This is a genomic window from Ensifer sp. GW821-FHT05G01 (assembly GCF_059419585.1).
In genome coordinates this window covers 14,385-39,920 of the sequence record NZ_JBWKSC010000002.1, presented here as the reverse complement: position 1 = coordinate 39,920, position 25,536 = coordinate 14,385, and the positions used below count along the sequence as shown (strand labels likewise).

The 25,536-nt window shown below is 64.1% G+C and carries 24 protein-coding genes; 13 read left to right on the top strand and 11 right to left on the bottom strand.

Features of this window, described 5'->3' with window-relative positions; translation table 11 throughout:
- Positions 1–74: 74 nt before the first annotated feature.
- The gene (locus AC07UR_RS06015) at positions 75–1,112 is read right to left on the bottom strand and encodes an Ldh family oxidoreductase (protein WP_173421489.1); all 1,038 of its coding nucleotides are present in this window, start codon (positions 1,110–1,112) and stop codon (positions 75–77) included.
- Positions 1,113–1,255: 143 nt separating this feature from the next.
- Here AC07UR_RS06015 and AC07UR_RS06010 point away from each other — a divergent pair, with 143 nt between their 5' ends.
- From AC07UR_RS06010 to lhpI, 8 genes are all read left to right on the top strand, one after another.
- Positions 1,256–2,773, top strand: coding sequence for an aldehyde dehydrogenase (NADP(+)) (locus AC07UR_RS06010; RefSeq protein ID WP_209789270.1), 1,518 nt, complete (start codon positions 1,256–1,258; stop codon positions 2,771–2,773).
- 181 nt (positions 2,774–2,954) lie between these two features.
- Positions 2,955–3,761 (top strand): ABC transporter substrate-binding protein, encoded by an 807-nt coding sequence (locus AC07UR_RS06005; protein ID WP_173421487.1) that lies wholly within the window; start codon positions 2,955–2,957, stop codon positions 3,759–3,761.
- 179 nt (positions 3,762–3,940) lie between these two features.
- On the top strand, positions 3,941–4,606 hold the full coding sequence (locus AC07UR_RS06000) for an amino acid ABC transporter permease (protein ID WP_173422233.1): 666 nt from the start codon (positions 3,941–3,943) through the stop codon (positions 4,604–4,606).
- Positions 4,607–4,618: 12 nt separating this feature from the next.
- Positions 4,619–5,272 carry an amino acid ABC transporter permease gene (locus AC07UR_RS05995; RefSeq protein WP_173421486.1) on the top strand — a complete coding sequence of 218 codons (654 nt, stop codon included), beginning with the start codon at positions 4,619–4,621 and terminating at the stop codon, positions 5,270–5,272.
- On the top strand, positions 5,265–5,987 hold the full coding sequence (locus AC07UR_RS05990) for an amino acid ABC transporter ATP-binding protein (protein WP_173421485.1): 723 nt from the start codon (positions 5,265–5,267) through the stop codon (positions 5,985–5,987). Before AC07UR_RS05995 ends, AC07UR_RS05990 begins: the two co-directional genes overlap by 8 nt.
- 7 nt (positions 5,988–5,994) lie before the next feature.
- Positions 5,995–7,245, top strand: coding sequence for an NAD(P)/FAD-dependent oxidoreductase (locus AC07UR_RS05985; protein ID WP_209789268.1), 1,251 nt, complete (start codon positions 5,995–5,997; stop codon positions 7,243–7,245).
- Positions 7,246–7,259: 14 nt separating this feature from the next.
- A complete protein-coding gene (locus AC07UR_RS05980) occupies positions 7,260–8,261 on the top strand; it encodes a 4-hydroxyproline epimerase (RefSeq protein WP_025429445.1) in 1,002 nt (333 codons plus the stop codon).
- Positions 8,258–9,961, top strand: a complete 1,704-nt coding sequence (lhpI, locus tag AC07UR_RS05975; protein WP_173421483.1) for a cis-3-hydroxy-L-proline dehydratase — start codon at positions 8,258–8,260, stop codon at positions 9,959–9,961. Before AC07UR_RS05980 ends, lhpI begins: the two co-directional genes overlap by 4 nt.
- Positions 9,962–10,049: 88 nt before the next feature.
- On the opposite strand, the gene AC07UR_RS05970 is transcribed toward lhpI, so the two are convergent.
- Positions 10,050–10,415, bottom strand: coding sequence for a hypothetical protein (locus AC07UR_RS05970; protein WP_173421482.1), 366 nt, complete (start codon positions 10,413–10,415; stop codon positions 10,050–10,052).
- A gap of 250 nt (positions 10,416–10,665) precedes the next feature.
- Between AC07UR_RS05970 and AC07UR_RS05965 the strand changes: the two genes are divergently transcribed.
- Positions 10,666–10,896, top strand: a complete 231-nt coding sequence (locus AC07UR_RS05965; RefSeq protein WP_209789266.1) for a hypothetical protein — start codon at positions 10,666–10,668, stop codon at positions 10,894–10,896.
- Between the two features lie 159 nt (positions 10,897–11,055).
- Here AC07UR_RS05965 and AC07UR_RS05960 read toward each other — a convergent pair whose 3' ends face one another.
- From AC07UR_RS05960 to AC07UR_RS05950, 3 genes are read right to left on the bottom strand one after another with little or no spacing between them, the layout of a single operon-like run.
- Positions 11,056–13,035, bottom strand: coding sequence for an iron ABC transporter permease (locus tag AC07UR_RS05960; RefSeq protein WP_327795822.1), 1,980 nt, complete (start codon positions 13,033–13,035; stop codon positions 11,056–11,058).
- Positions 13,035–13,898, bottom strand: a complete 864-nt coding sequence (locus AC07UR_RS05955; protein WP_327795821.1) for an ABC transporter ATP-binding protein — start codon at positions 13,896–13,898, stop codon at positions 13,035–13,037. The genes AC07UR_RS05960 and AC07UR_RS05955 overlap by 1 nt, the downstream gene beginning before the upstream one ends.
- Positions 13,895–14,641 (bottom strand): AraC family transcriptional regulator, encoded by a 747-nt coding sequence (locus AC07UR_RS05950; protein WP_209789264.1) that lies wholly within the window; start codon positions 14,639–14,641, stop codon positions 13,895–13,897. The genes AC07UR_RS05955 and AC07UR_RS05950 overlap by 4 nt, the downstream gene beginning before the upstream one ends.
- Positions 14,642–14,977: 336 nt before the next feature.
- On the opposite strand from AC07UR_RS05950, the gene AC07UR_RS05945 reads away from it, so the two are divergent.
- Both AC07UR_RS05945 and AC07UR_RS05940 read left to right on the top strand, forming a co-directional pair.
- Entirely contained in the window at positions 14,978–17,203 is a 2,226-nt protein-coding gene (locus AC07UR_RS05945; RefSeq protein WP_234941669.1) for a TonB-dependent siderophore receptor, read from the top strand.
- Positions 17,197–18,075, top strand: coding sequence for an iron-siderophore ABC transporter substrate-binding protein (locus tag AC07UR_RS05940; protein WP_209789262.1), 879 nt, complete (start codon positions 17,197–17,199; stop codon positions 18,073–18,075). Before AC07UR_RS05945 ends, AC07UR_RS05940 begins: the two co-directional genes overlap by 7 nt.
- 152 nt (positions 18,076–18,227) lie before the next feature.
- Here AC07UR_RS05940 and AC07UR_RS05935 read toward each other — a convergent pair whose 3' ends face one another.
- Genes AC07UR_RS05935 through AC07UR_RS05915 form a run of 5 tightly spaced genes read right to left on the bottom strand, consistent with a single transcriptional unit; the run spans position 18,228 to position 22,795 of the window.
- Positions 18,228–19,085: a transporter substrate-binding domain-containing protein gene (locus AC07UR_RS05935; RefSeq protein WP_173421478.1), complete on the bottom strand. Its 858-nt coding sequence runs from the start codon at positions 19,083–19,085 to the stop codon at positions 18,228–18,230.
- Positions 19,086–19,123: 38 nt separating this feature from the next.
- Positions 19,124–19,906: an ABC transporter ATP-binding protein gene (locus tag AC07UR_RS05930; RefSeq protein ID WP_173421477.1), complete on the bottom strand. Its 783-nt coding sequence runs from the start codon at positions 19,904–19,906 to the stop codon at positions 19,124–19,126.
- Complete coding sequence (locus tag AC07UR_RS05925) at positions 19,903–20,628, bottom strand: ABC transporter permease (RefSeq protein WP_209789260.1); 726 nt, start codon at positions 20,626–20,628, stop codon at positions 19,903–19,905. Before AC07UR_RS05925 ends, AC07UR_RS05930 begins: the two co-directional genes overlap by 4 nt.
- Entirely contained in the window at positions 20,628–21,347 is a 720-nt protein-coding gene (locus AC07UR_RS05920) for an ABC transporter permease (protein WP_209789257.1), read from the bottom strand. The genes AC07UR_RS05925 and AC07UR_RS05920 overlap by 1 nt, the downstream gene beginning before the upstream one ends.
- Positions 21,344–22,795, bottom strand: coding sequence for a M20 family metallopeptidase (locus AC07UR_RS05915; protein WP_209789255.1), 1,452 nt, complete (start codon positions 22,793–22,795; stop codon positions 21,344–21,346). Before AC07UR_RS05915 ends, AC07UR_RS05920 begins: the two co-directional genes overlap by 4 nt.
- Positions 22,796–22,970: 175 nt before the next feature.
- Between AC07UR_RS05915 and AC07UR_RS05910 the strand changes: the two genes are divergently transcribed.
- Together AC07UR_RS05910 and AC07UR_RS05905 are read left to right on the top strand one after the other, a co-directional pair.
- Positions 22,971–23,642, top strand: coding sequence for a GntR family transcriptional regulator (locus tag AC07UR_RS05910; RefSeq protein ID WP_209789253.1), 672 nt, complete (start codon positions 22,971–22,973; stop codon positions 23,640–23,642).
- Between the two features lie 105 nt (positions 23,643–23,747).
- Positions 23,748–23,939, top strand: coding sequence for a hypothetical protein (locus tag AC07UR_RS05905; protein ID WP_173421472.1), 192 nt, complete (start codon positions 23,748–23,750; stop codon positions 23,937–23,939).
- A 65-nt stretch (positions 23,940–24,004) separates the two neighbouring features.
- Here the strand turns inward: AC07UR_RS05905 and pdxR are convergent, their stop codons facing one another.
- On the bottom strand, positions 24,005–25,477 hold the full coding sequence (gene pdxR / locus AC07UR_RS05900; RefSeq protein ID WP_209789251.1) for a MocR-like pyridoxine biosynthesis transcription factor PdxR: 1,473 nt from the start codon (positions 25,475–25,477) through the stop codon (positions 24,005–24,007).
- Positions 25,478–25,536: the final 59 nt, after the last annotated feature.

Genomic DNA, 25,536 nt, shown 5'->3' with positions numbered 1-25,536 from the left:
TCCGGTTGGAGGGCCTTTTTCGTTTGGCATTCCCGTCTTTGCGCCGAGGGATTGCGGCGCGGCTGCGCCGTCGCTTATGCGACGGCGTCGAGCCCGAGTGCGAGCAGTCGGTCGAGCTGTTCCATCTCTGCCTTGTTGAGGACAATGCCTTCGGCTTGCGACTTGGCGCGGGCCACGAAACGGCGCTGCGACGGCAGGCGGGCGCCCTGGCCGACGATCGCCTCGAACAGAACCTCAGCACGATCGAACGGATTGCCCGGTCGTCCAGCCGCGAATTTCTCCGGCGAGAAGGCGATGATCAGCTCGCCATGGAAAGGTGCCAAGGTCGTGGTGCCGAGATACTCCAGTACTTCGGGGCTCGTCAGGTCGCCGATCATGATGCCGGCGAGAAGTTCGACCATGGTGCCGATGGCCGACCCCTTGTGACCGCCGAAGGGCAGCATGGCGCCGGCAAGGGCTGCTTCCGGATCGGTCGTCGGATTGCCCTCGGCATCGATCGCCCAGCCCTCCGGCAGCGGCTTGCCCGCACGTCGATGCAACTCGATCTCGCCGCGCGCGGCAACCGAGGTCGCAAAGTCGAAAACGTAGGGCGGCTGGTTCTGGCGCGGCCAGCCGAAGGCGAAGGGGTTGGTGCCCAAAAGCGGCTTGTTGCCGCCGGTCGGCGCGACCGTCGCATAGCTCGGGCACATGACGAGGCCGGCAAGCCCTTCTCCGGTCAAGCCTTCCACTTCAGGCCAGAGCGCCGAGAAATGGGTGCAGTCGTTGATGACGAGTGCGGCCATGCCCAGCGTCCGGGCACGTTCGGCGAGCACTGGCAGACCAAGTTCGAAGGCCGGGTTGGCAAAACCGCCTTTGGCATTGACCTTGACGATGGCCGAGCCTTCCTGCGCCAGCAGTTCGGGGACCGCGTCCGGTTTCACCTTGCCGGCCTTGACGGTACGCAACGCTCCTTCGATACGGTAGATGCCGTGCGACTTGCAGGCGTCACGCTCGCCCGCCACGATCACCCGTGCAAGGGCTCCGGCCTGGACGGCGTTGAGCCCGCCTTTGCGGAAGATCGCCTCGACCCGCTCCTGAACTGCGGAGATCGTCAGGGTGGTGGTCTCACTCATCTTGTACCTTTCTGGCTGCGTATGACCCTATGCGGGCGGTTGAAGTTCTGCATACATAGAGTATACAAAGATCCGACAAGTGCAAATCGGCTGCGAGCTATTCATGCCGAAAGACACCGGTGTTCTCAAGAAAGGATCCGCAGATGGTCTTCACCCCCAAAGGAAAACATCTCGTCGCCGGCGAGTGGCTTGACGGCGCAGGCACCTTCGCCTCGTCACCGGCCCATGGCCCGTCGCATGATTTCGCCGTCGGCACCGTGGAGCTGGTCAACCGTGCATGCGAAGCTGCCGAGGAAGCGTTCTGGACCTACGGCAATTCGTCGCGGGCCGAGCGCGCCGCCTTCCTGCGCGCCATCGCCGACGAGATCGAGGCCCGCGCCGAGGCGATCACCGAAATCGGCAGCCAGGAAACCGGCCTTCCGGAAGCGCGCCTGCAGGGTGAACGCGGCCGCACCACCGGTCAGCTGCGGCTGTTTGCCGACCATATCGAGGCGGGCGCCTACCTTGACCGTCGTTTCGACGCCGCCCTTCCCGAGCGCCAGCCGGCGCCCCGCCCCGAAATCCGGCTGATCCAGCGGCCGATCGGCCCGGTTGCCGTCTTCGGCGCCTCCAACTTCCCGCTCGCGTTTTCGACCGCCGGCGGCGATACTGCCGCAGCGCTTGCCGCCGGTTGCCCCGTCGTCGTCAAGGGCCACTCGGCCCATCCCGGCACCGGTGAGATCGTCGCCGAGGCTGTCGAAGCCGCCATCCGCAAGACCGGCGTCCATCCGGGCGTCTTCTCGCTGATCCAGGGCGGCAACCGACAGGTCGGCGAAGCACTGGTGCAGCATCCGTTGATCAAGGCCGTCGGCTTCACCGGCTCGCTCGCCGGTGGCCGTGCGCTCTTCAATCTCTGCGCCGCACGGCCGGAGCCGATCCCGTTCTTCGGCGAACTCGGCTCGGTCAACCCGATGTTCCTGTTGCCGCAAGCGTTGAAGGCCCGTGCCGAGTCGCTTGGCCAAGGCTGGGCAGGCTCGCTGACGATGGGCGCAGGCCAGTTCTGCACCAATCCGGGCATTGCGGTGGTGATCGAAGGCTCCGACGCCGACCGCTTCACGGCGGCGGCGACCGAAGCACTCGGCAAGGTGGCGGCGCAGACCATGCTGACCGACGGGATCGCCAAGGCCTATCGCGACGGGCAGGAGCGGTTCACCACCCGCAACAGCGTCAAGCCGCTGCTGGTGACCAACTCGGCAGACCGCACCGCATCGCCCAATCTGTTCGAGACCACCGGCGCGCAGTTTCTGGCCGACCACGCGCTCGGCGAGGAAGTTTTCGGTCCGCTCGGCCTCGTCGTCCGCGTGAATTCTGAGGACGAGATGGAGCAGCTCGCGCGCGGGCTCCAGGGACAGCTGACGGTCACCGTGCACATGGATGCGGGCGACACGCAGCCAGCCCTGCGCCTGCGCCCCATTCTCGAGCGGAAAGCTGGCCGCCTCCTGGTCAACGGTTTTCCGACCGGGGTCGAAGTGGTAGATTCCATGGTGCACGGTGGGCCTTATCCGGCCTCGACGAACTTTGGGGCAACCAGCGTCGGGACCATGTCGATCCGTCGGTTCCTGCGTCCCGTCGCCTACCAGAACATGCCGGAGGCCTTGCTGCCCGAAGACTTCGGCAACTGACACGCGACCGATCGCTGCGTTGGGATCCCGTTTGACGAAATAAATGGGATCCCCGCACGCGGCCGGCGTTAGGATCATATACTTTTTGTATACTGTTTGTATTTTTAGGTTGATTTACGCTCTCCAAAGCGGAATATTGCGGTCGCCGTCAAACGGCACACCAATTCAGGGAGAGAGAAAAATGAAGACCTCGGTCCTAGCCTTCGGCCTCGTTGCCGCCACTGCTCTGACCAGCCCGGCCCATGCCGACAAGCTGGATGACATCATCGGCTCGGGTACGCTGCGTTGCGCAGTGGTTCTTGACTTCCCGCCGATGGGTTCTCGCGACGAGAACAACAACCCGATCGGCTTCGACGTCGACTATTGCAACGACCTGGCAAAGGCGCTTGGCGTCACCGCCGAGATCGTTGAAACTCCCTTCCCCGAGCGCATTCCCGCGCTGATGTCCGGACGCGTCGACGTCGGTGTCGCGTCGACCTCCGACACGCTCGAGCGCGCCAAGACTGTTGGCATGACCATCCCCTACTTCGCCTTCGAAATGGCCGTCACCGCCAATGAAAAGACCGGCATCAAGTCCTTCGAAGACATGAAGGGCAAGGTTGTCGGCGCCACCGCCGGCACCTTCGAAGCCATCGCTCTCGAAAAGCAGGTCAAGGAATGGGGTGCGGGCGAATTCCGTCCTTACCAGACCCAGGCCGACGTCTTCCTCGCTCTCAGCCAGGGCCAGATCGATGCAACCGTGTCGACCTCGACCGTTGCGCAGGCCAATGTGAAGACCGGCAAGTTCCCGGGCATCGCAGTCGTCGGCAAGGCGCCGTTCGACACCGACTACGTCGCTCTCTTCACCAACCGCGAAGAATACGGCCTCATCAACTATCTTAACCTCTTCATCAACCAGCAGGTCCGCACCGGCCGCTATGCCGAACTCTACGAAAAGTGGGTCGGCGGCGAGCTGCCTTCGCTGGCGGTGAACGGCGTATACCGCTAATCTGTCCGTTTCTCTGGCGGCGCGAGGCAAACACCTCGCGCCGTCATACCAAGATGCGTTGATATTGACTGATTGCGTGGGGCTGCAAGGCGGCCCACCCGAGAGGCCGGGCACTCCGGATTGATCGGCCAATGTCAGCGCATATTGGTATCGCCCATTTTCGAAAAGGTGAGACGGCGATGTTCAATTACACCTTCCATTGGAACCAGGCGCTGAAAGCATTGCCGCAAATGCTTGACGGCGCGCTGGTCACGCTGCAGATCGCGCTGCTGTCGATGCTGATCGGCGTGATCTGCGCACTCGCGCTGACGGGGTTCCGCCTGTCCGGCAACCGCGTCCTCAGCGGCTTTGCCACCACCTGGATCGAGATCGCGCGCAACACGCCCGCGCTGTTCCAGATTTACATGGCCCATTTCGGCCTCGGCAATTTCGGCATTCACCTCAGCCCCTACACCGCGCTGCTCGTCGGCATTGCCTTCAACAATGCGGGATATCTGGCCGAAAACTTCCGCGGCGCCCTGAAGGCGATACCGGACACCCAGACCAGAGCCGGCCGTTCGCTCGGCATGTCGGCGATACAGGCCTTCCGCTACATCGTGCTGCCGCAGATGCTGCGCATCGCCTTCCTGCCGACCACCAACCAGATGGTCTGGGCAATCCTGATGACTTCGCTCGGCGTGACCGTCGGCATGAACACCGATCTTGCCGGTGTCACGCAGGAGCTGAACGCACGGTCGTTCCGCACCTTCGAATTCTTCGCGCTGGCTGCGGTGATCTACTACATCATCGCCAAGGCCGTTACCCTCGCTGCCCGAGCAATTGCCTCGCGCATGTTCCGCTACTGAGAGAGGTGAGAGATGTTTAATACCGCCCTCACCTGGAGTGATCTCGCCTTTCTGGCACAGGGTGCGGCGATGACGCTCGCCGTCACCGCCGTCTCGGTCACCGCCGGCACGCTGCTCGGCATCCTCTTCGGGGTGATCCGCGTTCAGGCCGGACCCTACTGGTCCATGCCGCTGACCTTCGTGCTCGACGTGTTTCGCTCCGTGCCGCTGTTGATCCAGCTGGTGCTCGCCAATGCCTTCCAGTCCATCGCCAAATTGGGCTGGGCTCCGTTCACCACCTCCTGCGTGGTGCTGTCGCTCTATACGGCCGCCTATTGCACCGAGATCGTGCGCGGCGGCATTACGTCGGTGCCGCCGACCACGCGCCGCGCCGCGCGCTCGCTCGGCATGACCTGGTGGCAGGACATGCGCTACATCGTGGCGCCGCTTGCCACCCGCGTCTCGCTGCCCTCCTGGATCGGCCTGACGCTCGGCGTCATGAAGGACTCCGCGCTCGTGCTCTGGCTCGGTCTGATCGAGCTTCTGCGCGCCTCGCAGATCCTCGTCACTCGCCTGCAGGAACCGCTGTTCATTCTTCTGATCTGCGGTGCAATCTACTTCCTCATCAGCTTCCCCATCGCCCGGCTTGGTGGGTATCTCGAAAAACGGTGGTCCCCCAATGATTGAGATTGAAAACGTCCGCAAATCCTTCGGCACGCTGGAAGTTCTGAAAGGCATCGACCTTACCGTCCAGAAGGGTGAAGTCGTCACCGTCATCGGCGGTTCCGGCTCCGGAAAATCGACCCTGCTCACCTGCATCAACGGCCTCGAGCCGATCGATGCCGGTCGGATCAAGGTCGACGGCACCGAAGTTCATGCCAAGAGCACGGATCTCAACAAGCTGCGCAGCAAGATCGGCATCGTCTTCCAGCAATGGAACGCATTTCCGCACCTGACCGTGCTTGAAAACGTCATGCTCGCCCCGCGCAAGGTGCTCGGCCAGTCCAAGCAGGCGGCAGAGGAAATGGCCGTCAAGCAGCTGACCCATGTCGGCCTCGGTGAGAAGCTCCAGGTCTACCCGAACCGTATGTCCGGTGGCCAGCAGCAGCGCATGGCGATTGCCCGCGCCCTTGCCATGTCGCCGGAATACATGCTGTTCGACGAAGTGACCTCGGCGCTCGACCCGCAGCTCGTCGGCGAAGTGCTCGACACGCTGCGCATGCTTGCCTCCGAGGGCATGACGATGATCTGCGTCACGCACGAAATGAAGTTCGCCCGCGAGGTGTCCGACCGAGTGGCCTTCTTCCACAAGGGCGTGATGGCCGAGATCGCCCCGCCGGAGGCGCTGTTCGGTGCGCCGAAGGATCCAGAACTGCAAAAGTTCCTGGCTGCGACACACTGAGCCGATCATGAAGGATGCAGCTCAGCCTGACGTCATCGTCATCGGCGCCGGCGTTGTCGGCCTTTCCGCCGCAATTGCGGCCCAGGCGCGGGGGCTTTCGGTCACCGTGCTCGACCGGGAGGGCCCCGCGGCCGGGGCTTCGGCTGGTAATGCCGGAGCCTTTGCCTTCACCGACATCCTGCCGCTCGCCTCGCCCGGCATTTTGAAAAAGGCGCCGAAGTGGCTGCTCGACCCGCTGGGGCCGCTGAGTGTCCCGCCCGCCTACGCCGCGCAGATAGCGCCGTGGATGTTCCGCTTCTGGCGCGCCTGCTCGCCGAAGCGGGTGGCCCATTCGACCGCCGCCCAGACGGCGATGATGGATCTGTCCAAGGCGGAGCTGGAACCGTTCCTTGCCGCCACCGGCACGCTGCCGATGCTGCGCAAGGAAGGCAATCTTCAGGTCTATGAAAGCGACGCCGAGCTCAAGGCTTCGCAGCCCGGATGGGACGCGCGGTCTAAGCACGGCATCGAGTTCCGCCATATGGGTGCCGCCGAGATGGCCGGGATCCAGCCGGGTCTCGCACCCCGCTTCACCCATGGCACGTTTACGCCGGGATGGTACTCGATCGCCGACCCCAAGCTCTATACGCTGGCGCTCGCGGAGCATTTCCGCTCTAGAGGCGGCGCCATCGAGCGCGCCGAGGTTACGGCGCTTGCGACGATCGACGACGGTGTCGAAGTCCGCACGACCAACGGCAACACGCGCCGTGCGGCGCAGATCGTGCTTGCAGCCGGCGCCTTCTCGCACCGGATCGCCAAATCCCTGGGCGAGAGCATCCCGCTCGAAACCGAGCGCGGCTACAACACGACGCTGCCGGCAGATGCCTTCGACCTTCGCACGCAGGTCACCTTCGGCGGCCATGGCTTCGTCGTCACCCGCCTCTCGACCGGCATCCGCGTCGGCGGTGCGGTGGAACTCGGCGGTTTGACGCTGCCGCCGAATTATCGCCGATCCGAGGCCATGCTCAAGAAGGCGCAAACCTTCCTGCCAGGCCTCAAGCCCACGGGCGGCGTGCAGTGGATGGGTTTCCGCCCGTCGCTGCCCGACAGCCTTCCGGCCATCGGCCGCGCCCGCACGACGGCGCGGGTCGTCTATGCTTTCGGTCACGGCCATCTCGGCCTGACCCAATCGGCGGGCACCGCCCGGCTGGTCGCGGATCTCCTGACCAACCAGTCCCCGACGATTGACATCGCCCCCTTCTCGCCGCAACGGTTCTGACAGAGGTTTCGACCATGGCCACCTACACCTTCTCCTGCATCGACGGGCACACCTGTGGCAATCCCGTCCGCCTCGTTTCCGGCGGCGGCCCTCGTCTCGAGGGCGCCAACATGCTGGAAAAGCGCGCCCATTTCCTGCGGGAATTCGACTGGATCCGCACCGGCCTGATGTTCGAGCCGCGCGGCCATGACATGATGTCCGGCTCGATCCTCTACCCGCCGACACGCCCCGATTGCGATGTCGCCGTTTTGTTCATCGAGACCTCCGGCTGCCTGCCGATGTGCGGCCACGGCACCATCGGCACGATCACCATGGCGATCGAGAACGGGCTAATCACGCCGCGCGAGCCCGGCAAGCTGTCGATCGACGCGCCTGCCGGCAAGGTCGACATCAGCTACCGCCAGGAGGGCCGCTTCGTCGAGGAAGTGCGCCTGACCAACGTGCCCGGCTTCCTCTACGCCGAAGGCCTGACGGCCGAGGTCGAGGGCCTTGGTGAGATCGTCGTCGACGTCGCCTATGGTGGCAACTTCTACGCCATCGTCGAGCCGCAGAAAAACTTCCGCGACATGGCCGACCACACGGCCGGCGAACTGATCGGCTGGAGCCCAAAACTGCGCGCCGCCCTGAACGCCAAGTACGAGTTCGTCCATCCCGAGCATCCGGAGATCAAGGGGCTCAGCCACATCCAGTGGACGGGCAAGCCGACGCAGGCCGAAGCGCACGCCCGCAACGCCGTGTTCTACGGCGAAAAGGCGATCGACCGCTCGCCCTGCGGCACTGGCACCTCCGCGCGCATGGCGCAGCTGGCCGCCAAGGGCAAGCTGAAGGTCGGCGATGAATTCGTGCATGAATCGATTATCGGATCGCTGTTCAAGGGTCGGGTCGAGGCGGCGACCAAGGTCGCCGACCGCGATGCGATCATCCCCTCCATCGCCGGATGGGCGCGCATGACCGGCATCAACACGATCTTCATCGACGATCGCGACCCCTTCGCACACGGCTTCGTCGTCAAATGACAAATTCGATCTCCGCTCACAGCATCCTTGGCGGCACCGCCGAGGGACCCGTCGTTGCCGCACCGGAAGCGTTGAGCTTCTGGGGGGGCGTCGATCCGGCGACCGGAGCGGTGATCGATGTTCACCACCCGCTGCACGGGCTCTGTCTGACCGGCAGTATCCTGATGATGCCGTCGAGCCGGGGCTCCTGCACCGGCTCCGGCGTGCTGCTCGATCTGGCGCTGACCGGCCGCGCTCCGGCAGCGCTCGTCTTTTCCGAGGCAGAGGACGTGCTGACGCTGGGCGCGCTGATAGCCGCCGAGATGTTCGACAAGCGGCTGCCCGTCCTGCGCCTCTCACGCGATGCGTTCGCAGCACTCGCCAAGGCAAAGTCTGCGCGCATCACCGAAAAGGCGATCGAGGCCGAGGGGCTGACGATCGAGATTGCACCGCCTGCGACCGCAAGGCTCGACCTTGATGACGCTGATCGAGCCATGCTTGACGGCCGCGACGGCGTGGCGGTTGAGGCAGCCATGCGCATCATCTGCGCCATGGCGGCGCAACAGGGCGCCACCCGCCTTATCAGCGTCACCCAGGGGCATATCGACGGCTGCATCTATGCCAGCCCCGCCAACCTGACCTTCGCCGAGAAAATGGCTGACATGGGCGCGCAAGTCCGGCTGCCGACGACGATGAACGCCATCTCGGTCGACCGGGCCAACTGGCAGGCGCAGGGTGTGCCCTCGTCCTTCGGCGACCCGGCCGCCCGTCTTGCCGACGCCTATGTCCGCATGGGCTGCCGCCCGACCTTTACCTGTTCGCCTTATCTGCTCGACAGCGCGCCTGAGGCCGGCGAAGCGATCGCCTGGGCGGAATCGAACGCCGTGATCTACGCCAATACCGTGCTCGGCGCTCGCACGGCAAAACACCCTGATTTCCTCGACCTGTGCATCGCGCTGACCGGTCGCGCACCGCTCTCCGGCGTCTATCTCGATGAACACCGCAAGGCGAGCCGCGTCATCGACGTGGATCTGCCGGAAACCGTGGATGACGCCTTCTGGCCGCTGATCGGCTATCTCGCCGGGCGCGCCGCGCCGGATCGTATTCCGCTTTTGCGCGGCCTTGCCGCTGCGAAACCTTCGCCCGACGACCTGAAGGCACTCTGTGCCGCCTTCGGGACGACGTCCGCTTCGCCAATGCTGCATATCGAAGGCGTCACACCCGAGGCCGAAGGCGCCGCGGCAGACGACGCCGATACCGTAACGATCACGCGCGCCGAGATGGCGGCCGCCTGGACGGTGCTGAACAGTGGGCCGGAGGATGTGGACCTCGTCGCGATCGGCAGTCCCCATGCGTCGCTTGCCGAATGTCGGGCACTCGCCACGGCCCTCGGCGGTCGTCCGCGGCACAAGCATGTTGCCGTCATCGTCACCGCCGGCCGCGACGTGATTGCCGCTGCCCGCACCGAAGGCGTGCTGGCCGCCCTCGAGGCAAGCGGCGTTCAGGTCCTGCCCGACCTCTGTTGGTGCTCGATTTCGGAACCCGTGTTCCCCACACAAACCCGGGCGCTGATGACCAATTCCGGTAAATATGCCCATTACGGCCCCGGCCTATCCGGCCGTGCGGTTCGCCTTGGCAACCTTGCCGATTGCGTGACAGCGGCGCTGACGGGCCGCGTGTCGGCGCGGATGCCGGACTGGCTTTCCCCCGCGGATCGATAACGTCCGCCGACAAGATGCCGGCTGGGCATCTTGACCTGAATGCGTTTCCGCCTCGCCGCCGCAACACTTGCGGCGGGTTCGGGTGCGCTTAAAGATCAGGCGCGCGGTCGACCAGCGTCTGAAACAGGACGTTTGCGGCCTCCTGCGGGGTCGAGGCGGCAAACCAGACAGGATCGGTCATCAGGACGACATGATCCTTTCGGGCGGCGGGGCCCGATGCTTCGCTTTCGTAAATGCCGCAGGCGCGACGCTGCTTCCGATTGAACGCGATTTCGAGAACCCCCGAAGGCGGCGCATCCAGCGCCTCGAAGATCTGCAGAACGTAGCCGCGAAATCCGGTCCGCCCCCCATTTGCGTCAATCTCATCGAGAACGGACGGATTGAGCTCCGCCTGCCCCACTGGAATGGGTCGTGTCCAGAATGGCCCTCGGTCACTGCGGTCCGCGCTCAGCATGTCACTCGCCCTCGTCGCCTTGGAGCCGCGATCTTAACACTTGATCGGCGCGCATTCAGCCGATCCAGAATAGAATATGGCCCGCCGCACCCGCCTGCTGGGTTGCAAAGCGCAGCTTTTCCAGGCGAGGATCGGGTTGGTGGGCATGTTGGCGCCATCCTGGAGACTGGGCAGCGCGCTGCAAGCGTCACAGCATCGACGCAGGCTCATGCGATCGTCTACCGTGACGCAGCAACAGGGGGATGGAACAATGCGCAGAATGCTCCGCGGACTGTCGGTCATTGCAGTGCTGGCCTTTACGATCGGCACCGGCGTCGCGAACCCCGCCGCAGCCCAGGGCGGATCACAGGACCGCTCACGCAATGCCGAGGCATCGGGAAAGCCGTCCGCCGCGCCTGCGAAAAACAAGCGTCCTGCCGTGGTCGTCAACCACCCTCCGCCGAGGAACGGAGCCTACTACAAGGGCATATTCCGCAATTAAGAGCGGCGGCTGAAGGCGCAGCGGGCAGAGGGTTTTTCAAGTTGATCCGCCTGCGCACGTCAACCGAGGCTCCCCATGGACCGACATCTTGACCGGTCTTCGAAAAGGCTTCGGGGCGAAGGCGTGAGCAACGCCGAAGGTTATCGCCTCCCGCCTGGCCTATCCTCCCCAGGAACGACGACGGTGCAGCAGCAGCGCGAACACCGGCGCCCCGACCAATGCGGCCACGATGCCTGCCGGCAACTCGCGTGGCGCAATGACACTGCGTCCCACCATATCGGCGACGACGACGAGAACAGCGCCGAGGACCAGCGAAACAGGCAGAAGGCGCGCATGTTTCGGACCGGCGAGAAGCCTTCCGGCATGCGGCGCGAGCAGACCGACGAAGCCGATAGCACCGACGGACGATACCGCGCCGGCGACGAAGGCGGCGGCGCACGCGGCCGCAGCAAGACGGGTTCTGCTGGTCGAGAGCCCCAGCGACCGTGCCGTGTCATCACCGAGTACCAGCACATCGAGCCGCGAGCAAAATGACACGGCTGCAGCGAGCAGAAACAGGAGCCAGGGCAGAAGGGCTACCGCATCGTCCATGCCGCGAGCATGCGTGGATCCCGCCAGCCACGACAGGGCCTGCGTGGTCTGCAGCCGCGCCTCGACGACGACGATGGTGCCGCAGGCGCCGAGGCTCGCGGCAAGGGCAATGCCGTAAAGCACCAGCCTTTCCGGTGTCCGGTGAACGCCGAAGGCAAAGAGGCAGAACAGGGCGGCAAAGGAACCCGCAGCCGCCACCAGCTGGAAGCCCGGCGAGCCCGGCAGCAACCCGCCGAGAAGCGCCACAAGACTGAAAAGGGCTGCTCCCTGTGCCAGACCCAGGGTTTCCGGCCCACACAGGGGATTGCGGGTGGCCGCCTGAAGGAAGACGCCGGCGCCAGCCAGAAGCATGCCGGCGCCCATGGCGACCAGAAGGCGCGGCGCCCGCAAATCGAAAACGGCCACCAGCTCCGACACGGTCCTGGCGACGCCGTCGCCGACGGCGAGCGCCGACGCGACGGCAACCGCCGATGCGACCAGGAGAACAGCAAAGAGGAGGCTGGCCGGCAGCCGAGAGGATATCGAAAGCGCCCGCGGCCGCTGTTCCTGGCCGATCTTGGCAAATCTGAGCAGGACCAGCATTGCCGGGGCTCCAAGGCAGGCAACGATCGCGCCGGTCGGGATCGACGAGCCTTCGGCGCCCAGCCACTGTGCCGTGACGTCGGCAATCAGAACAGCCACCGCGCCCCAGATTGCCGAGAGGGGAATGACATGGCGATGCCGGGTGATGCCGATGCCACGGAGCAGATTGGGAACGGCAAGTCCGACAAAGCCGATGGGACCGCCGAGTGTCACGGCCGATCCGGCCAGAACCACGCTGGCACTAAGGGCAAGCAACGTCACCGCCCGGGTCACGCCAAGGCCCCTGGCCGAATCCTCGCCGAGCCCCAGCAAATCGAGAGACGGCGCCATCAAGCTGACCACGAAGAGCCCCGCGAAGACGGCCGGCCCGACGGTTGCGACCTTCGCCCAGCCCGTCTGGTCGAGGATGCCGGCCGACCAGAGGACGATGCCGGAGGCCCGATCGTCGGCCATCAGCACGATCGCCGACGAAATCGCCGCAAACGACAGCGAAACCGCAATGCCGGCGAGCGCCAGACGAACCGGCGGCGCACGGAGGCCGCCACCCAGCGTCAGGCAGGCGAGCCCGCCGAACACGCCGCCGAAAACGGTCGCCGCAAGGCTCGGCACATAAAACGGCAGAAGCAGCGTGACGATGACCAGCGCAAGCTGCGCGCCCGTCGTCACCGCCAGAATATCAGGTGCCGCAAGCGGATTGCGCAGCACGGTCTGCATCACTGCGCCGGCGACAGCGAGACAGATGCCGACCAGGATCGCAGCCGAAAGCCGGGGCGCGCGAATGGTCTCGATGATGGCTTGGGCCAGCGTCTCCGGGCGCGAGGGGGCCGCGACGATATCGCCCCAGGCGACGAGGCTGCCGCCCTGTTTCAGCGCCAGGAGCGCAAGGCCGATCAGCAGGACCAGCCCCAACCCGAACATCAGCCTCAGTGAAACTGCGGTCGACGCATGCAACGATGCCGAACGCACTAGCGATCGTCTCCAACGCGATCGCGACCGCGATCGTCGCCGACCCAGTCGATCAGGCAGAAGGGTCGACCTGTATGCGGATGCGCGACCACATCGACCTTGCAGCCGAAGGCATGGCTGAGGCTCTGCGGCGTAAAAATATCGGCCGGCGCACCCGTCGAAAGCACCTGCCCCTTTTTCATCAGGATGACGTCGTCGGCAAATTCGATCACCTGATTGAGATCATGCAGCACCGCGATGATCGTCAGCCTATCCTCGCGGTTGAGCCGGCGCAGCAGCGTCAAAAGCTCTGCCTGATGGCGCACGTCGAGGAAGCTCGTGGGCTCGTCGAGAAACAGGATCTGCGGCTCCTGGGCGAGCGCCATCGCCACCCAGGCACGCTGGCGTTCGCCGCCGGACAGCGAGGCGAGCTGGCGCTTGCGCATGTCCGCGAGATCGACGGCGGCGATTGCCCGCTCGATCGCGTCCCTGTCATTGGCCCTCAGCCGCGTCAGCCACGGCCGATGCGGGTATCGCCCTTGCTCAACCAGTTCCTCGACGTTCAATCCCGCCGGCGTTTCGGGGTTTTGCCCGAGCACGGCAACCTGCCTTGCGATGTCGCGGCGGCTGAGACCGCCAAGGGCTTGACCGGCGAGCCGGATATCGCCGCCGGTCGGCGCCTCGAGGCCTGAAAGGCACTTCAGCAGCGTGCTCTTGCCCGAGCCGTTGGCACCACAGATCGCGGTGATCCGGCCGGGATGAATTGCCACGGAGGCCCGATCGACGGCAGCCACGCCATTGAAGACAACGCTGACATCCGTCGCCTCGATGATTGCGGCACGCCTTGCCTCAGCGGTGTCCACCGCCATCGCCGCGACGGTCACGACAGCACCTCGCGCAGTGCATTGCGCAGGGCCGAAACGGAGCGATATCCGACGTCAACAGCCGCCTCCTCCAGCCGAGCGCCTTCGGCACGACGCCGCATGACATGGGCGATCCGCAGACGCCGCCGCCACTCGGCAAAGCTCATGCCGGTCTGCGTCCTGAACTTGCGGGTCATCGTGCGCCGGCTCATGCCCAGCATGTCGGACCAGCTGTCGATATCGAGATCGATGGACGGCCTGTCGGAGAGATCCATGCAGAGTTTCTGCAACCGCTTGTCCTGCGGCATCGGCAGGGCGAAGGGCCCCTCCTTGGCGCGTGTGATTTCCTGCAGGATCAAGGCGACGAGATGCCCGCCCCGACCATCCTCGTCATAGAGCACGGGCTCTTCAAGCAGGGCCGAAACGGTCGCCGACAGCAACGGCGAGGTGGGAATGACCCGAACGGGCTCCCAGCTGAGCACCGGATCGGTCACCGGCTCGATGTAAAGCGACTGCATCCTTACCCGGCCATGACTGGTCACCGCATGCGGCAGGTTCGGCGCGATCAGAAGTCCATGCCCGCTCGGCACGATGAACGATGCATCCAGCGTTCGCGCCGTCATGAATCCTTCGACACTCTGCAGCAATTGCCCGCGCCGGTGGCTGTGCCAGCCGAAATCGACACTCGTCTCGTAGAGACGCGTCATCGCCGCAACGGGCCGCGGAACCGTCTGAAGATCGATGGCTTGCTGCGGGCGCTTCACTTCATCCTCATCAATTGCTATCCGCTGAGCGCGACCTTGCGTTGCGCCTCTCGCTCATGCCCGGCGGGATTGCTTCTCCGGCCCATATTTCGGTGAGCAATAGACACGGCACCGGGTATTTTCAAAGCGATATTTGGCCCATTTCCCTTATTCAATTACTTTGCACTTCATCGGGCCATATATTGGCCCGATCACGATCGTTTTTGACCTGACAATGTTGACTACAAAAGTCTAGTTAGTCGCCGAAAGCGGTTCGACAGACCCGCAAGAAGACGACAGGCACCGACCCGCAGGCGGGTCCGCCGCTCTGGACATGCAAGGTCAGGAAAATTGGCAATGGTACACAGGCATTCGAGTTCCGCGCGCTCCTCCAACGGCGACCTGCCGATGCGTTCCGCGCAAAAAGCCCGCTCGAAGACCCATGGCCTGCTGATTTCCAGTGTTGCCGGTTTCGCAATTCTGGCGCAGATGCCACTCGCCCATGCGCAAGATGGCCAGCCGGCGACAAAGCTGGAGACGATCACGGTCGACGGCAGCCGCGCCTCGACGAAGACCTCGCGCTCGCCCGGCGAAGGCTATGTTGCCAAGGACAGCGCATCGGCCACCAAGACGCCGACACCGGTCGCCGAGACGCCGCAATCCATATCGGTTATCACGCGGGCCAGCATGACGGACCGTGCCGTGCAGTCGGTCGCCGACAGCCTGGTCTATAGCGCCAACGTCAACGGCCAGCGCTACGGCAACGACACGCGCTCCGACTACTTCACCGTGCGCGGCTTCCCGGCCGATCTTTATCTCGACGGCCTGCGCATCCCGCAGATCGCCAACCAGACAGGCGGCTATGCCGGCTTCCGCGTCGAGCCATATTTCCTCAACCGCGTCGAAGTCCTTCGCGGCCCGAGCTCGGCGCTGTTCGGCCAGACCAATGTCGGCGGCGTCGTCAACATGATCAGCAAGGACCCGTCCGACGAAGCAAGCGGCGAAGTCTACGCGCGCTACGGCAGCTTCAGCCAGAAGGAAACCGGCTTCGACCTCACCGGCCCGCTCGGCAAGGACGGCGATCTCGCCTATCGCCTTATGGGCATCTACCGTGACAGCGAAACGGGCATCAAGCTCGGCAAGAACGACCGCTTCGCCATCAGCCCGACGATCTCCTGGACGCCGGACGAGGACACGAGCCTCACCGTCTACGGCGCCTACATGAAGGACGACGCCGGTCAGGCCGGCGCGATCATCCCGGCGCGCGGCAGCGTCCTGCCCAATAGCCTGGGAATGGCGATCCCACGGAACTTCACCGATGGCGACCCGCGCTATGACACCTATGAGAAGGAAACGGCCTATGTCGGCTATCGCCTGGAACAGGCGCTCAGCGACGACCTGACGCTGCGACAGAACTTCCGCTACTCCCGTCTCGACGCAAACTATCAGAACCTGTTTACCAGCGGCCTGCTCCCCGATGAGCGGACCATCACGCGCACCGTCTACAATGCGCAGCCGGTGCTCGACGCCTATGCGCTCGACACCAACCTCGAGTACAAATTCGATACCGGCCCGATGCAGCACACGATGCTGGCCGGCGTCGACTTTCAATGGCAGCGCCTGATCAACAACACCGGCTCCAAGGTCGGCCCGACTCAGGATCTGTTCGATCCGACCTACGACCAGCCGTTCACGCCCGCGGCGCTTACGACCCGCCTCGACCAGATCCAGCGACAGGTCGGCATTTATGTCCAGGACCAGATCGAGCTGGGCGGACTGCGCCTCACCGCCGGCGGGCGCCAGGATTTCGTCAACATCAGCTCTCAGTCCAAGGCGCTGGCAACCGGCGTGACGACGCCATACACACAGGATCCGAGCCAGTTTACAGGCCGCGTCAGCGCGGCCTATGTCTTCGACAACGGCGTCGTGCCCTACGCGCTCTATTCGACCTCGTTCCTGCCGGTGCTGACGCTGGCCAATACGCCGCTGAAGCCGACGACCGGCACGCTCAAGGAAGTGGGCGTCAAGTACGCGCCTGACGAAGCAGACTTCGACGTGACGCTGTCGGCCTTCGAGGCGACGCAGCAAAATGTGGTCAACCGTATCGCCACCGTCTATTATCAAACCGATGAAGTCCGGGTGCGCGGCGTCGAGATCGAGGCCAATGCCAGCCTCTGGGACGGCCTCAACCTGACGGCCGCCGCCAGCTTCCAGGACCCTGAGGTCACGGAGAGCCGGACCCCAGCGCAGGTCGGAAAGATGCCCTATACCGTTCCCAAGCAGCAGCAGTCGCTGTTCGTCAGCTATGACATGCCCTCGCCGGACGCCTGGGAAGGCGAACTGGTGATCGGTGGCGGCGTGCGCCACATCGGCAAGACTGCAGGCGACACCGCCAATTCGTTCTTCGTTCCCGGGTACACGCTCGTCGATGCTTTCGTTCGCTACGAACACGATCGCTATCGCCTGCAGCTCAACGGCTACAACCTCGGCGACAAGACCTATGTCGCCGGCTGCAACACCACCACTCAGTGCTACTACGGCCAGGGTCGATCCGTCGTCGCCACCGCGAGCATCAAATGGTAATCAGTCAGACACGACGGGGTTTCGTTTTCGGCGCCCTGTCGCTTCTGGCCGCACCGCGCCTTCATGCCGGCGAGCCGCGCAGGCTCGTCACGCTCGAATGGCTGGCAACCGAGATCGCCCTGCTGCTCGGCGAACGTCCCGTCGGCGTGGCCGATCTCGACGGCTATCGCCGCTGGGTGTCGATCGAAAACGACGGGCTTGTCGATGCGATTGATGTCGGCGGGCGCCAGCAACCGAGCATGGAGGCTCTGACCCGTCTTCGGCCGAACCTCATTCTGTCTTCCGCCCTGCGTCACCGGGTTCTCGAACAGCAGCTTTCGGAAATCGCCCCGACGCGGCTCCTCGATGACCAGCCGCAAGACGGTGACCTGCTGGCCGCAGTCTACACCGCAACCAAAGCCGCAGGCGAAGCGCTCGGCCGCAGCGAAGCGGCCAACCGGCTGCTTGCGGATTTCGATACGAAGCTCGCCGACATCGCGGCCAATATCACCGATAGCAAGCTTGGCGGCCAGCCAGTGCTGATTGCCCAACCGCTGCCGGGCGTGCCGCGCCTGCGCATTTTCACATCGAACTCGGCGGTGATGCAGATGTTCGTCCGGGCCGGCTTTGCCGCGGCCCTCGATCTGCCGGCCGAACCGTTCGGGTTCAGCACCATCGGGCTCGAGGGCCTCGCTGCGCTCGATGGAAAATCCAAACTTATCCTGCTTGCCGACGAAGCGCCGGTAGAATTGGAAAATAGCGCGCTGTGGCCGATGCTTCCGGTGGTCGCGTCGGGAGGCATGGTTCCCGTGGGCCTGCCAAGCTGGCCATTTGGCGGCCCCGCGTCGCTGCTCGGACTGGCGACCAATGCGATTGCGAAAATGCGGGCCTGATCGACGCGAGTCCGGCCGGGTCTACTTACGCTTGGCAGATCAGGGGCGAAGGCACAGTTTTTCGCCCGTCAGGCAAGTCGGACGCCGCCGCGATCGTGCGCGACGGCGTCCGGTGAAAAAGCAATCAGCTGTGTCTGATCGAGATGCTTAACCTATCGCGGCGTGACGTCGAAGCCGAACCACTTTTCTGAAAGCGTCTTGATCGTTCCATCCGCTTTGGCGGCTGCGATCGCCGCGTTGAACAGTGCCTTCAGTTCCGGATCGGTCTTGCGCAGGCCAACCGAACTGCCACGACCGAGAAAGCCGCCCTGGAAGCGGGGGCCGGTCGTGGTCATGTCCTCGTTTCCGGGCTTTTCGGAAGCGGTCGTCAGATAGGCCATCGAGGCCATGACCAGATCGACGCGGCCGGCAGCCAGATCAAGGTCGTGTTCTTCGGTGGTCTTGTACTCGCGCACCTCGACCACGCCCTTCAGATACTTGTCGACGAAGGCGGCACCGGTCGAGGCGATCTGGACGCCGATCGTCTTGCCTTCGAGCAACGGCTTCAGCTTCTCGATCTCGGCGACAGCGCCTGCCTCGTTCGATGCGAGCGAAAACACGACGCCCTTTTCAGGCAGCGCCGCGAGCGGGCCCGACTTCGAGGTAGCAAATGCCTGGCCCGTCGAACCGTAGGAGTCGCTGAAGTCGATGACCTGTTCGCGCTTGGCGGTCGCCGACATGCCGGAAATGATCGCGTCGAACTTGCCGGCGTTCAGCGCCGGGATCATGCCGTCGAAGTTCTGGACGTTGATCTCGCATTCCACCTTCATATGGGCGCAGAGATATTTGCTGAGCTCGATCTCATAGCCGTCGAGCGTGCCGTCGGGCTTTGTGAAGTTGTAAGGCTTGAACCCGCCTTCGGTTGCGATCGACACGCGCGTCCACGTCTTGTTTTCCGCATGCACGCCGGTGGCCGAAAACATCATCGTCGCGATGCACAATGCCTTCATTGCCGATTTCGTGTAGTTCATTGGTAGTTCCCCTTTTTTGAGTGGTTAAGGCCGCCGGTTCACGCCTTGATGAACCGCCGGAAGCGTTCGGATTTGGCGTTGCCAAATACCTCGTCTGGTCGACCGTCTTCCTCGATCTGACCCTGGTGAAGAAAGATGACCCGGCTCGAGACATCGCGCGCAAAGCCCATCTCGTGGGTGACGACCAGCATCGTGCGCCCCTCTTCGGCGAGCGCGCGCATCACGCGCAGCACCTCACCGACGAGTTCGGGATCGAGTGCCGATGTCGGCTCGTCGAACAGCATCACCGCCGGGCGCATGGCGAGCGCCCGGGCGATCGCCGCCCGCTGCTGCTGGCCGCCGGAAAGATGCGCCGGGTAGTGATTGCGCTTGGCTGCGATCCCGACCTTGGCAAGAAGCGCTTCAGCCTCCTCGATGCATTCGGCGCGCGGGCGCTTCTGCACGTGGATCGGGGCCTCGATGACGTTTTCCAGCACCGTCTTGTGGGACCAGAGATTGAAGCTCTGGAACACCATGCCGAGGCGCGAGCGGATGCGATCCACCTGTGCGCGATCCCGCGGGCGGCTCTTGCCGTTGCCGGCAGCAAGCATCTCGATGGTCTCGCCTGCAACCGTGACCGCGCCACGATCGGGCGTTTCGAGCATGTTGATGCAGCGAAGCAGGGTCGACTTGCCCGAGCCGGACGAGCCGAGAATGGAGACGACCTCACCTTCGCGCGCGTCGAGCGAAATGCCCTTCAGGACTTCGATCGGGCCGAAACTCTTGTGGATGTCCCGAACGCTGATGGCGACGGGCGCAACGGACGACGCGGGCGAACTCAATGCGCTTCTCCTTCGATGATGGCGGGCAACACCGCGACCGGCTGCCTGAGGTGTGGGCTCAGCCGGAACTCGACGAGCTGCACCAGGCGGGTGAGCAGAAAGTTGATGGTGAGATAGATGGCGCCGGCGACGACGAAGACTTCGATCGCGCGGTAGCTCTCGGAGATGATGCGCGCCGCAACGCCCGTCACTTCCATGAGCGTGATGATCGATGCCAGCGACGTCGCCTTGACCATCGAGATCATCTCGTTGCCGTAGCCGGGCAGCGCCTGCCTGACGCCGAGGGGCAGCGTGATGCGCCGGAAGATCATGAAGCGTGACATACCGCATGCCCTGGCCGCTTCGATTTGTCCGAAGGGAACCGAAAGCAGACCGCCGCGGACGATCTCGCTGGCATAGGCGGCGGTGTTGAGCGCAAGCGCCAGCACTGCACACCAGTAGGGCTCCCTGAGGATCGGCCAGAGCGGACTATGGCGAATGGCCGGAAACTGGCTGAGGCCGTAGTAGATGATGAAGAGCTGGACGAGCAGCGGCGTGCCGCGGAAAACGAAGACATAGGCCTGCGCCAACCAGCGCAGCGGCGCGAAGACTGAAAAACGGGCAACGGCGATGCCGACCGCCAGGACCGCGCCGAACGCGATCGCGTTGACCGCCAGCAGCAATGTCAGCGGGACGGCAGAAATGAGACTGACGAAGGTCTCCTGAAGGAAGGTCCAGTCCATCAGCTTCTCCTCACGCCGCGGCTGAAATGATGCTCGGCCCGGTGCAGGACGGCACTCGATACCGTCGAGATCGCCAGATAGATGCCGCCGGCGATCAGGTAGAAATCGAAGGGCAGGCCGGTGGAGCCCGCGGCAACCTGGGACTGGCGGAGCAGTTCCGCGACGCCGGTAATCGAGACCAGCGCGCTCTCCTTGAGCACGACCTGCCAGACATTGCCGAGACCGGGCAGCGCGTGCCGAAGGGTGAGCGGCGCGACGATGCGCCGGAAGCGCAGCCACCGCGGCATGCCGCAGGCAATCGCCGCCTCGATCTCTCCGGGTTGCACTGCCCTGAACGCGCCACGAAAAACCTCCGTATGCTGTGCGCCGGAGGTAATCCCGACCGCAAGCATGCCGGCAAGGAAGCCCGGAAAGCCGATGAAGCCTTCGGCACCGAACAGATGCCCAACCGCGGAGATTGCGGCGGAACCGCCGAAATAGAGCAGATAGATGACCAGCAGATCCGGAATGCCGCGCAGCACCGTCGTGTAGACATCTGCAACCAGACGCGTGACCGGCCCGCCCCTCACTTTCGCCCAGGCGCCAAGGACGCCGATGACAGCACCGGTCGCGTAACCCGACAGTGCGATCAGGATCGTCATCATCGCGCCGGCAAGCAGGATGTTTCCCCAGCCGTCGGGGCCAAAACTGAGGAGTTCGAGGATACCGGGTTGGGTCACAATGCCTGCGCTCCCTCTTCGGCGAAGCTTGCCTCGCGCACAGGAAGAGGCGGATCGACATCATCAGGGATCGGATTGACGAAGGGCGTTCCGTCGAGCCGGCTGCGATGGTCCGCCTTGGCGGCGGCCACCAGTTCGGGATCCGACATCAGGTCGATGGCAAGGCTCGCCATGGCTTTCGCCGCATGGGCCATGCCCTTGTGGGCCGCCGGCAGTTTTCCTTGGGCGACCAGCTGCCAGGAATGGCCCGGCGTGCCGATCGCATAGGTCGCGCCACGCATCTGCACCGTTGGGACGACCCAACTCACGGTGCCGACGTCAGTGGAGCCGACGATGCTGCCGTCGCCGCCATAAAGCGGATAGATCATGTCGCACAGTGGCTGCCCCTTGCGCGGCGACAGGCCGAAGCGGGCGTAGGATGCGGAAATATCGTCAGGCGTATAGGTGGCCTGGAACTTTCGCGCCGTCTCCAGGTCGGCGGCATCGAAGGCGGCAGGCCCGAGATGCTCGAGACAGGTGTGGAGCCGCGCCTCGAGCGGACCGTTGCCGACAAGATTGGCATCCCCGCTGATGACCTCATGGCGCACGGTCGTTTCCGTCATCAGCGCGGCCCCTTCAGCGATCTTCTTGACGCGCTCGATCAGGCCGAGCAGGTCCGGCAAGGAACGAGCGCGAATGAGATAACGCACCGTCGCGCGGGCCTGCACCACGTTCGGTGCATCGCCGCCGGCATCGGTGATGGCATAGTGCACCCGGGCGCTCGATGGCATGTGCTCGCGCATGTAGTTGACGCCGACATTCATCAGCTCGACGGCATCAAGCGCGCTGCGGCCGAGGTGCGGCGTCGCCGAGGCATGGGAGGCGCGACCGGAGAAGTGGAAATTGATCTCGTTGCAGGCAAGCGAGATCGGATTGTTGACGCCGGAAAAGGCTGCCGGGTGCCAGGAGATGGCGACGTCGACATCGTCGAAGGCGCCGGCCCGCACCATGAAGCCTTTGGACGAGCCGCCCTCTTCGGCCGGGCAGCCATAATAGCGCACGCGCCCTTTCAGACCATTGGCCTTGAGGTAATCCTTGACCGCGGCAGCCGCAAGCATGGAGCCGGAGCCGAGCAGATTGTGCCCGCAGCCGTGGCCGTTGCCTCCGGGAACGACCGGGCGCTCTTCGGCCAGGCCCGCGACCTGGCTCAGGCCCGGAAGCGCGTCGAACTCACCGAGGATCGCGATCACCGGGCCGCCTTCGCCGGCCTCGCCCGTCACCGCAGTCGGCAGGCCGGCGACATTACGCTCGACGCGAAACCCCTCGGCTTCAAGCAGGCGGGCGTGCTCGCTGGCGGATTGAAACTCTTCGTAGTTGGTTTCGGGACTGTCCCAGACGCGGTCGCTGAGCGCGAAGAAGGCCGGGCTCTTTTCCTCGACGATCGACCATACGTGTTCCGTATTCTTCATTGCGTTTAGCGTCCCACATGCGATAGTTACCAAAATTGGCGCCAATTTAGGATACAAAAATAATTTGCGCAATGGGCGGCGATGGATATTTTCGGTATCCATCTCACGCCGAATTCGCACCGATCGCGGATCGAACCAAACGAGCCCGCCGGCAAACGAGAAAACAGGAATGCCTATGACCGAAATGCACGATGTGACCGAAAATGCGGCCAACGACCGAGACGTCACCGATCTCGTTCTCGAAGACATCCTGACCGGGGTGCTTCCGGCCGGCACCTGGCTCAAGCAGATCGACCTGGAAAAGCGCTACGATTGCACCCGGCCGGAGGTTCGTCGGGCTCTTGACCGGCTGTCGCAGAAGCGTCTGGTCGAACATGTGCCCAACCGCGGCTATCACGTCTATCAGCCGGACGGGCGGCGCGCGCAGGAAGTCAGTGACATCCGCGTCATCCTCGAAACCGCGGTGGCGGACCTGATGGTGGAAAGGGCCACGCCCGAAAGCATCACTAGACTGCGCCAACTCGCCAGCCATTTTGACCGGATGACGATGGAGGGCACCGTGCTGGAGCACTACGAGGCAAACCTCGCCTTCCATCGCGAACTCTTGCTCCTGTCGGGCAACAACGAGCTTGTGGATCTCGTTTCCGAAATCCGCCAACGCACCTCGTCGGCACCGGTCTCGCAGTGGCGCACACGAGCCCGCGTCGAACGCTCGGCGCGCGAGCATCACATGATGGTCGATGCGCTCGAAGCCCGCGATGCCGCCGATCTCAAACGCCTGATCGAGGCGCATATCCGCCAGACGGGCGATGCCGCCCCAACTGAAAGCGCTGCGCGTCAGGCATGACGTACCGTGCTTTCTGATGGGTAAAACGGCCGGTTCCCCCTGATTTCTCAGAGTTGTGACGGAGTGGTGCAGAACCTAAGCTCAAGCCGAAAATGAGGTTCTGCCATGTCAAACACCCGCAATCCGCCAGCAACCGATATCATCGAGATGCGTGAAGCTCTGGCCGAATGGTGCACCCAGAACAATTGCACCCAATCCGACCCACCCGCCAACCGGATCGCGCTTCGGATTTTCGACGTCGCGAGCGGCAAGAAGCTTAACCGCACCGAGATCCTGGCCCTTCTGTCGAACGGCTAGAAAGCGGCAGGCACGCCGATCTCGGCTGACGGCACGGAGCCCCGGAGACGCCGGGGCCGTTTCCATCAGCGTTGCGCCATTCGGCTTGCCGTCAACTTGACGCCGTCGGCAATGCGGTCCCGGCCGATCGACGAGTACCCCATGCGGAAGAAGCGGCAGCTTTCCTCTTCGGTCGGAAAGAACGGCGATCCGGATTCGATCAGCACCCCGTCTTCCCGCAGGTCGGCCATCAGCCTGTCGGCATCCAGACCGTCAGGTCCTTCGATCCAGAAGGAGGTCCCGCCGAAGGCCGCCGATCCGGCGATCTTCAGTCCGTTGGCATTGAGCGCCTCTGCCATAACCCGATGGCGCAGGTGATATTCCTCCCGCATCCTGTGAAGCACGGCATCGTAGTGGCCGAGCGCCAGGAAATAGGCAGCTGTGCGCTGCAGATGACCCGGCGGATGGCGCAGCATCAGGGCGCGCAGCGCCCGCGCCTCCCGGATCACAGGCGCTGGCGCCACGAGATAGCCGAGCCGCAGACCGGGAAAGAGCGATTTCGAGAAACTGCCGATGTAAAACACCCGCCCGTTTCTGTCGAAGGCCTTCAGCGCCGGCGACGGCGGGGCGAGAAAGCTCATTTCGAACTCGTAATCGTCCTCGATGATGACGAAGTCCCTGCTTGAAGCGGCTTCGAGCAGCGCCACGCGGCGATCCATCGGCATCGTTGCTCCCGTCGGGGAGTGATGGCTCGGCGTCACGAAGACGGCGTCGACCTGCTCAGGCAGGTTCGCCGGCGGCAGCCCGCCGTCGTCGACGTCCAGCACCGTGACCTTGGCACCGCTCAGCCGCAGCGAGGCACTCATATCCGGGTGGCAGGGGTTTTCACAGACGGCATGCGAGCCACGCCGCAGCAACAGCTGAATAACGATCCAAAGCGCATTCTGCGCCCCCACCGTCACCAGGATCTCATCGGGATTGGCCCGGATGCCACGCCCGGGCAGCGTGCGCGAACAAATGTAATTGACCAGTTGCACGTCGTCCGACGCGGCGAAGTCGCCGGCCATCAGTTCGAAGTCTTCGCGCGCCAGCGCCCGTCGGGCACAATCTCGCCAGGCGGAGAGATCGAACAGTGACGGGTCCATCTGGCCATAGAGAAAGGGGTACGGATACCGCCTCCAGTCGAGCGGCTTGCGCATCTGCTTGGCGACACGAAAGGTCGAGCGCAGCTTGGACGACCAGTCCACGGCTTCCGCGTCCGGTGGCGCCAAGTCCGCGCCGAGCACGTTGAAGGGGGGCTTGTCGGCGACCCGGAAACTGCTGCGGTCGGCCGCGTCGAGATATCCCTGGGTCGCCAGTTCCTGATAGGCAAGCGTGACGGTCAGGCGGGAAATATTGAGATAGTTTGCAAGCTTGCGGGTAGAGGGAAGCTGGGCACCTGGCGGCAGTCGTCCCGACAGCACGGCGGAAACGACCGTCTCGCGGATCTGGGCCTGCAAGCTGGCGCGGCCCGCCCGGTCGACGAAGAACACGGTTTCCGGAACAGAGATGCGCGCCACGTCCGATCTCCCAACGACGACAACTGGACTTATCTAACTTTCAATCTGGCTATAAAGCA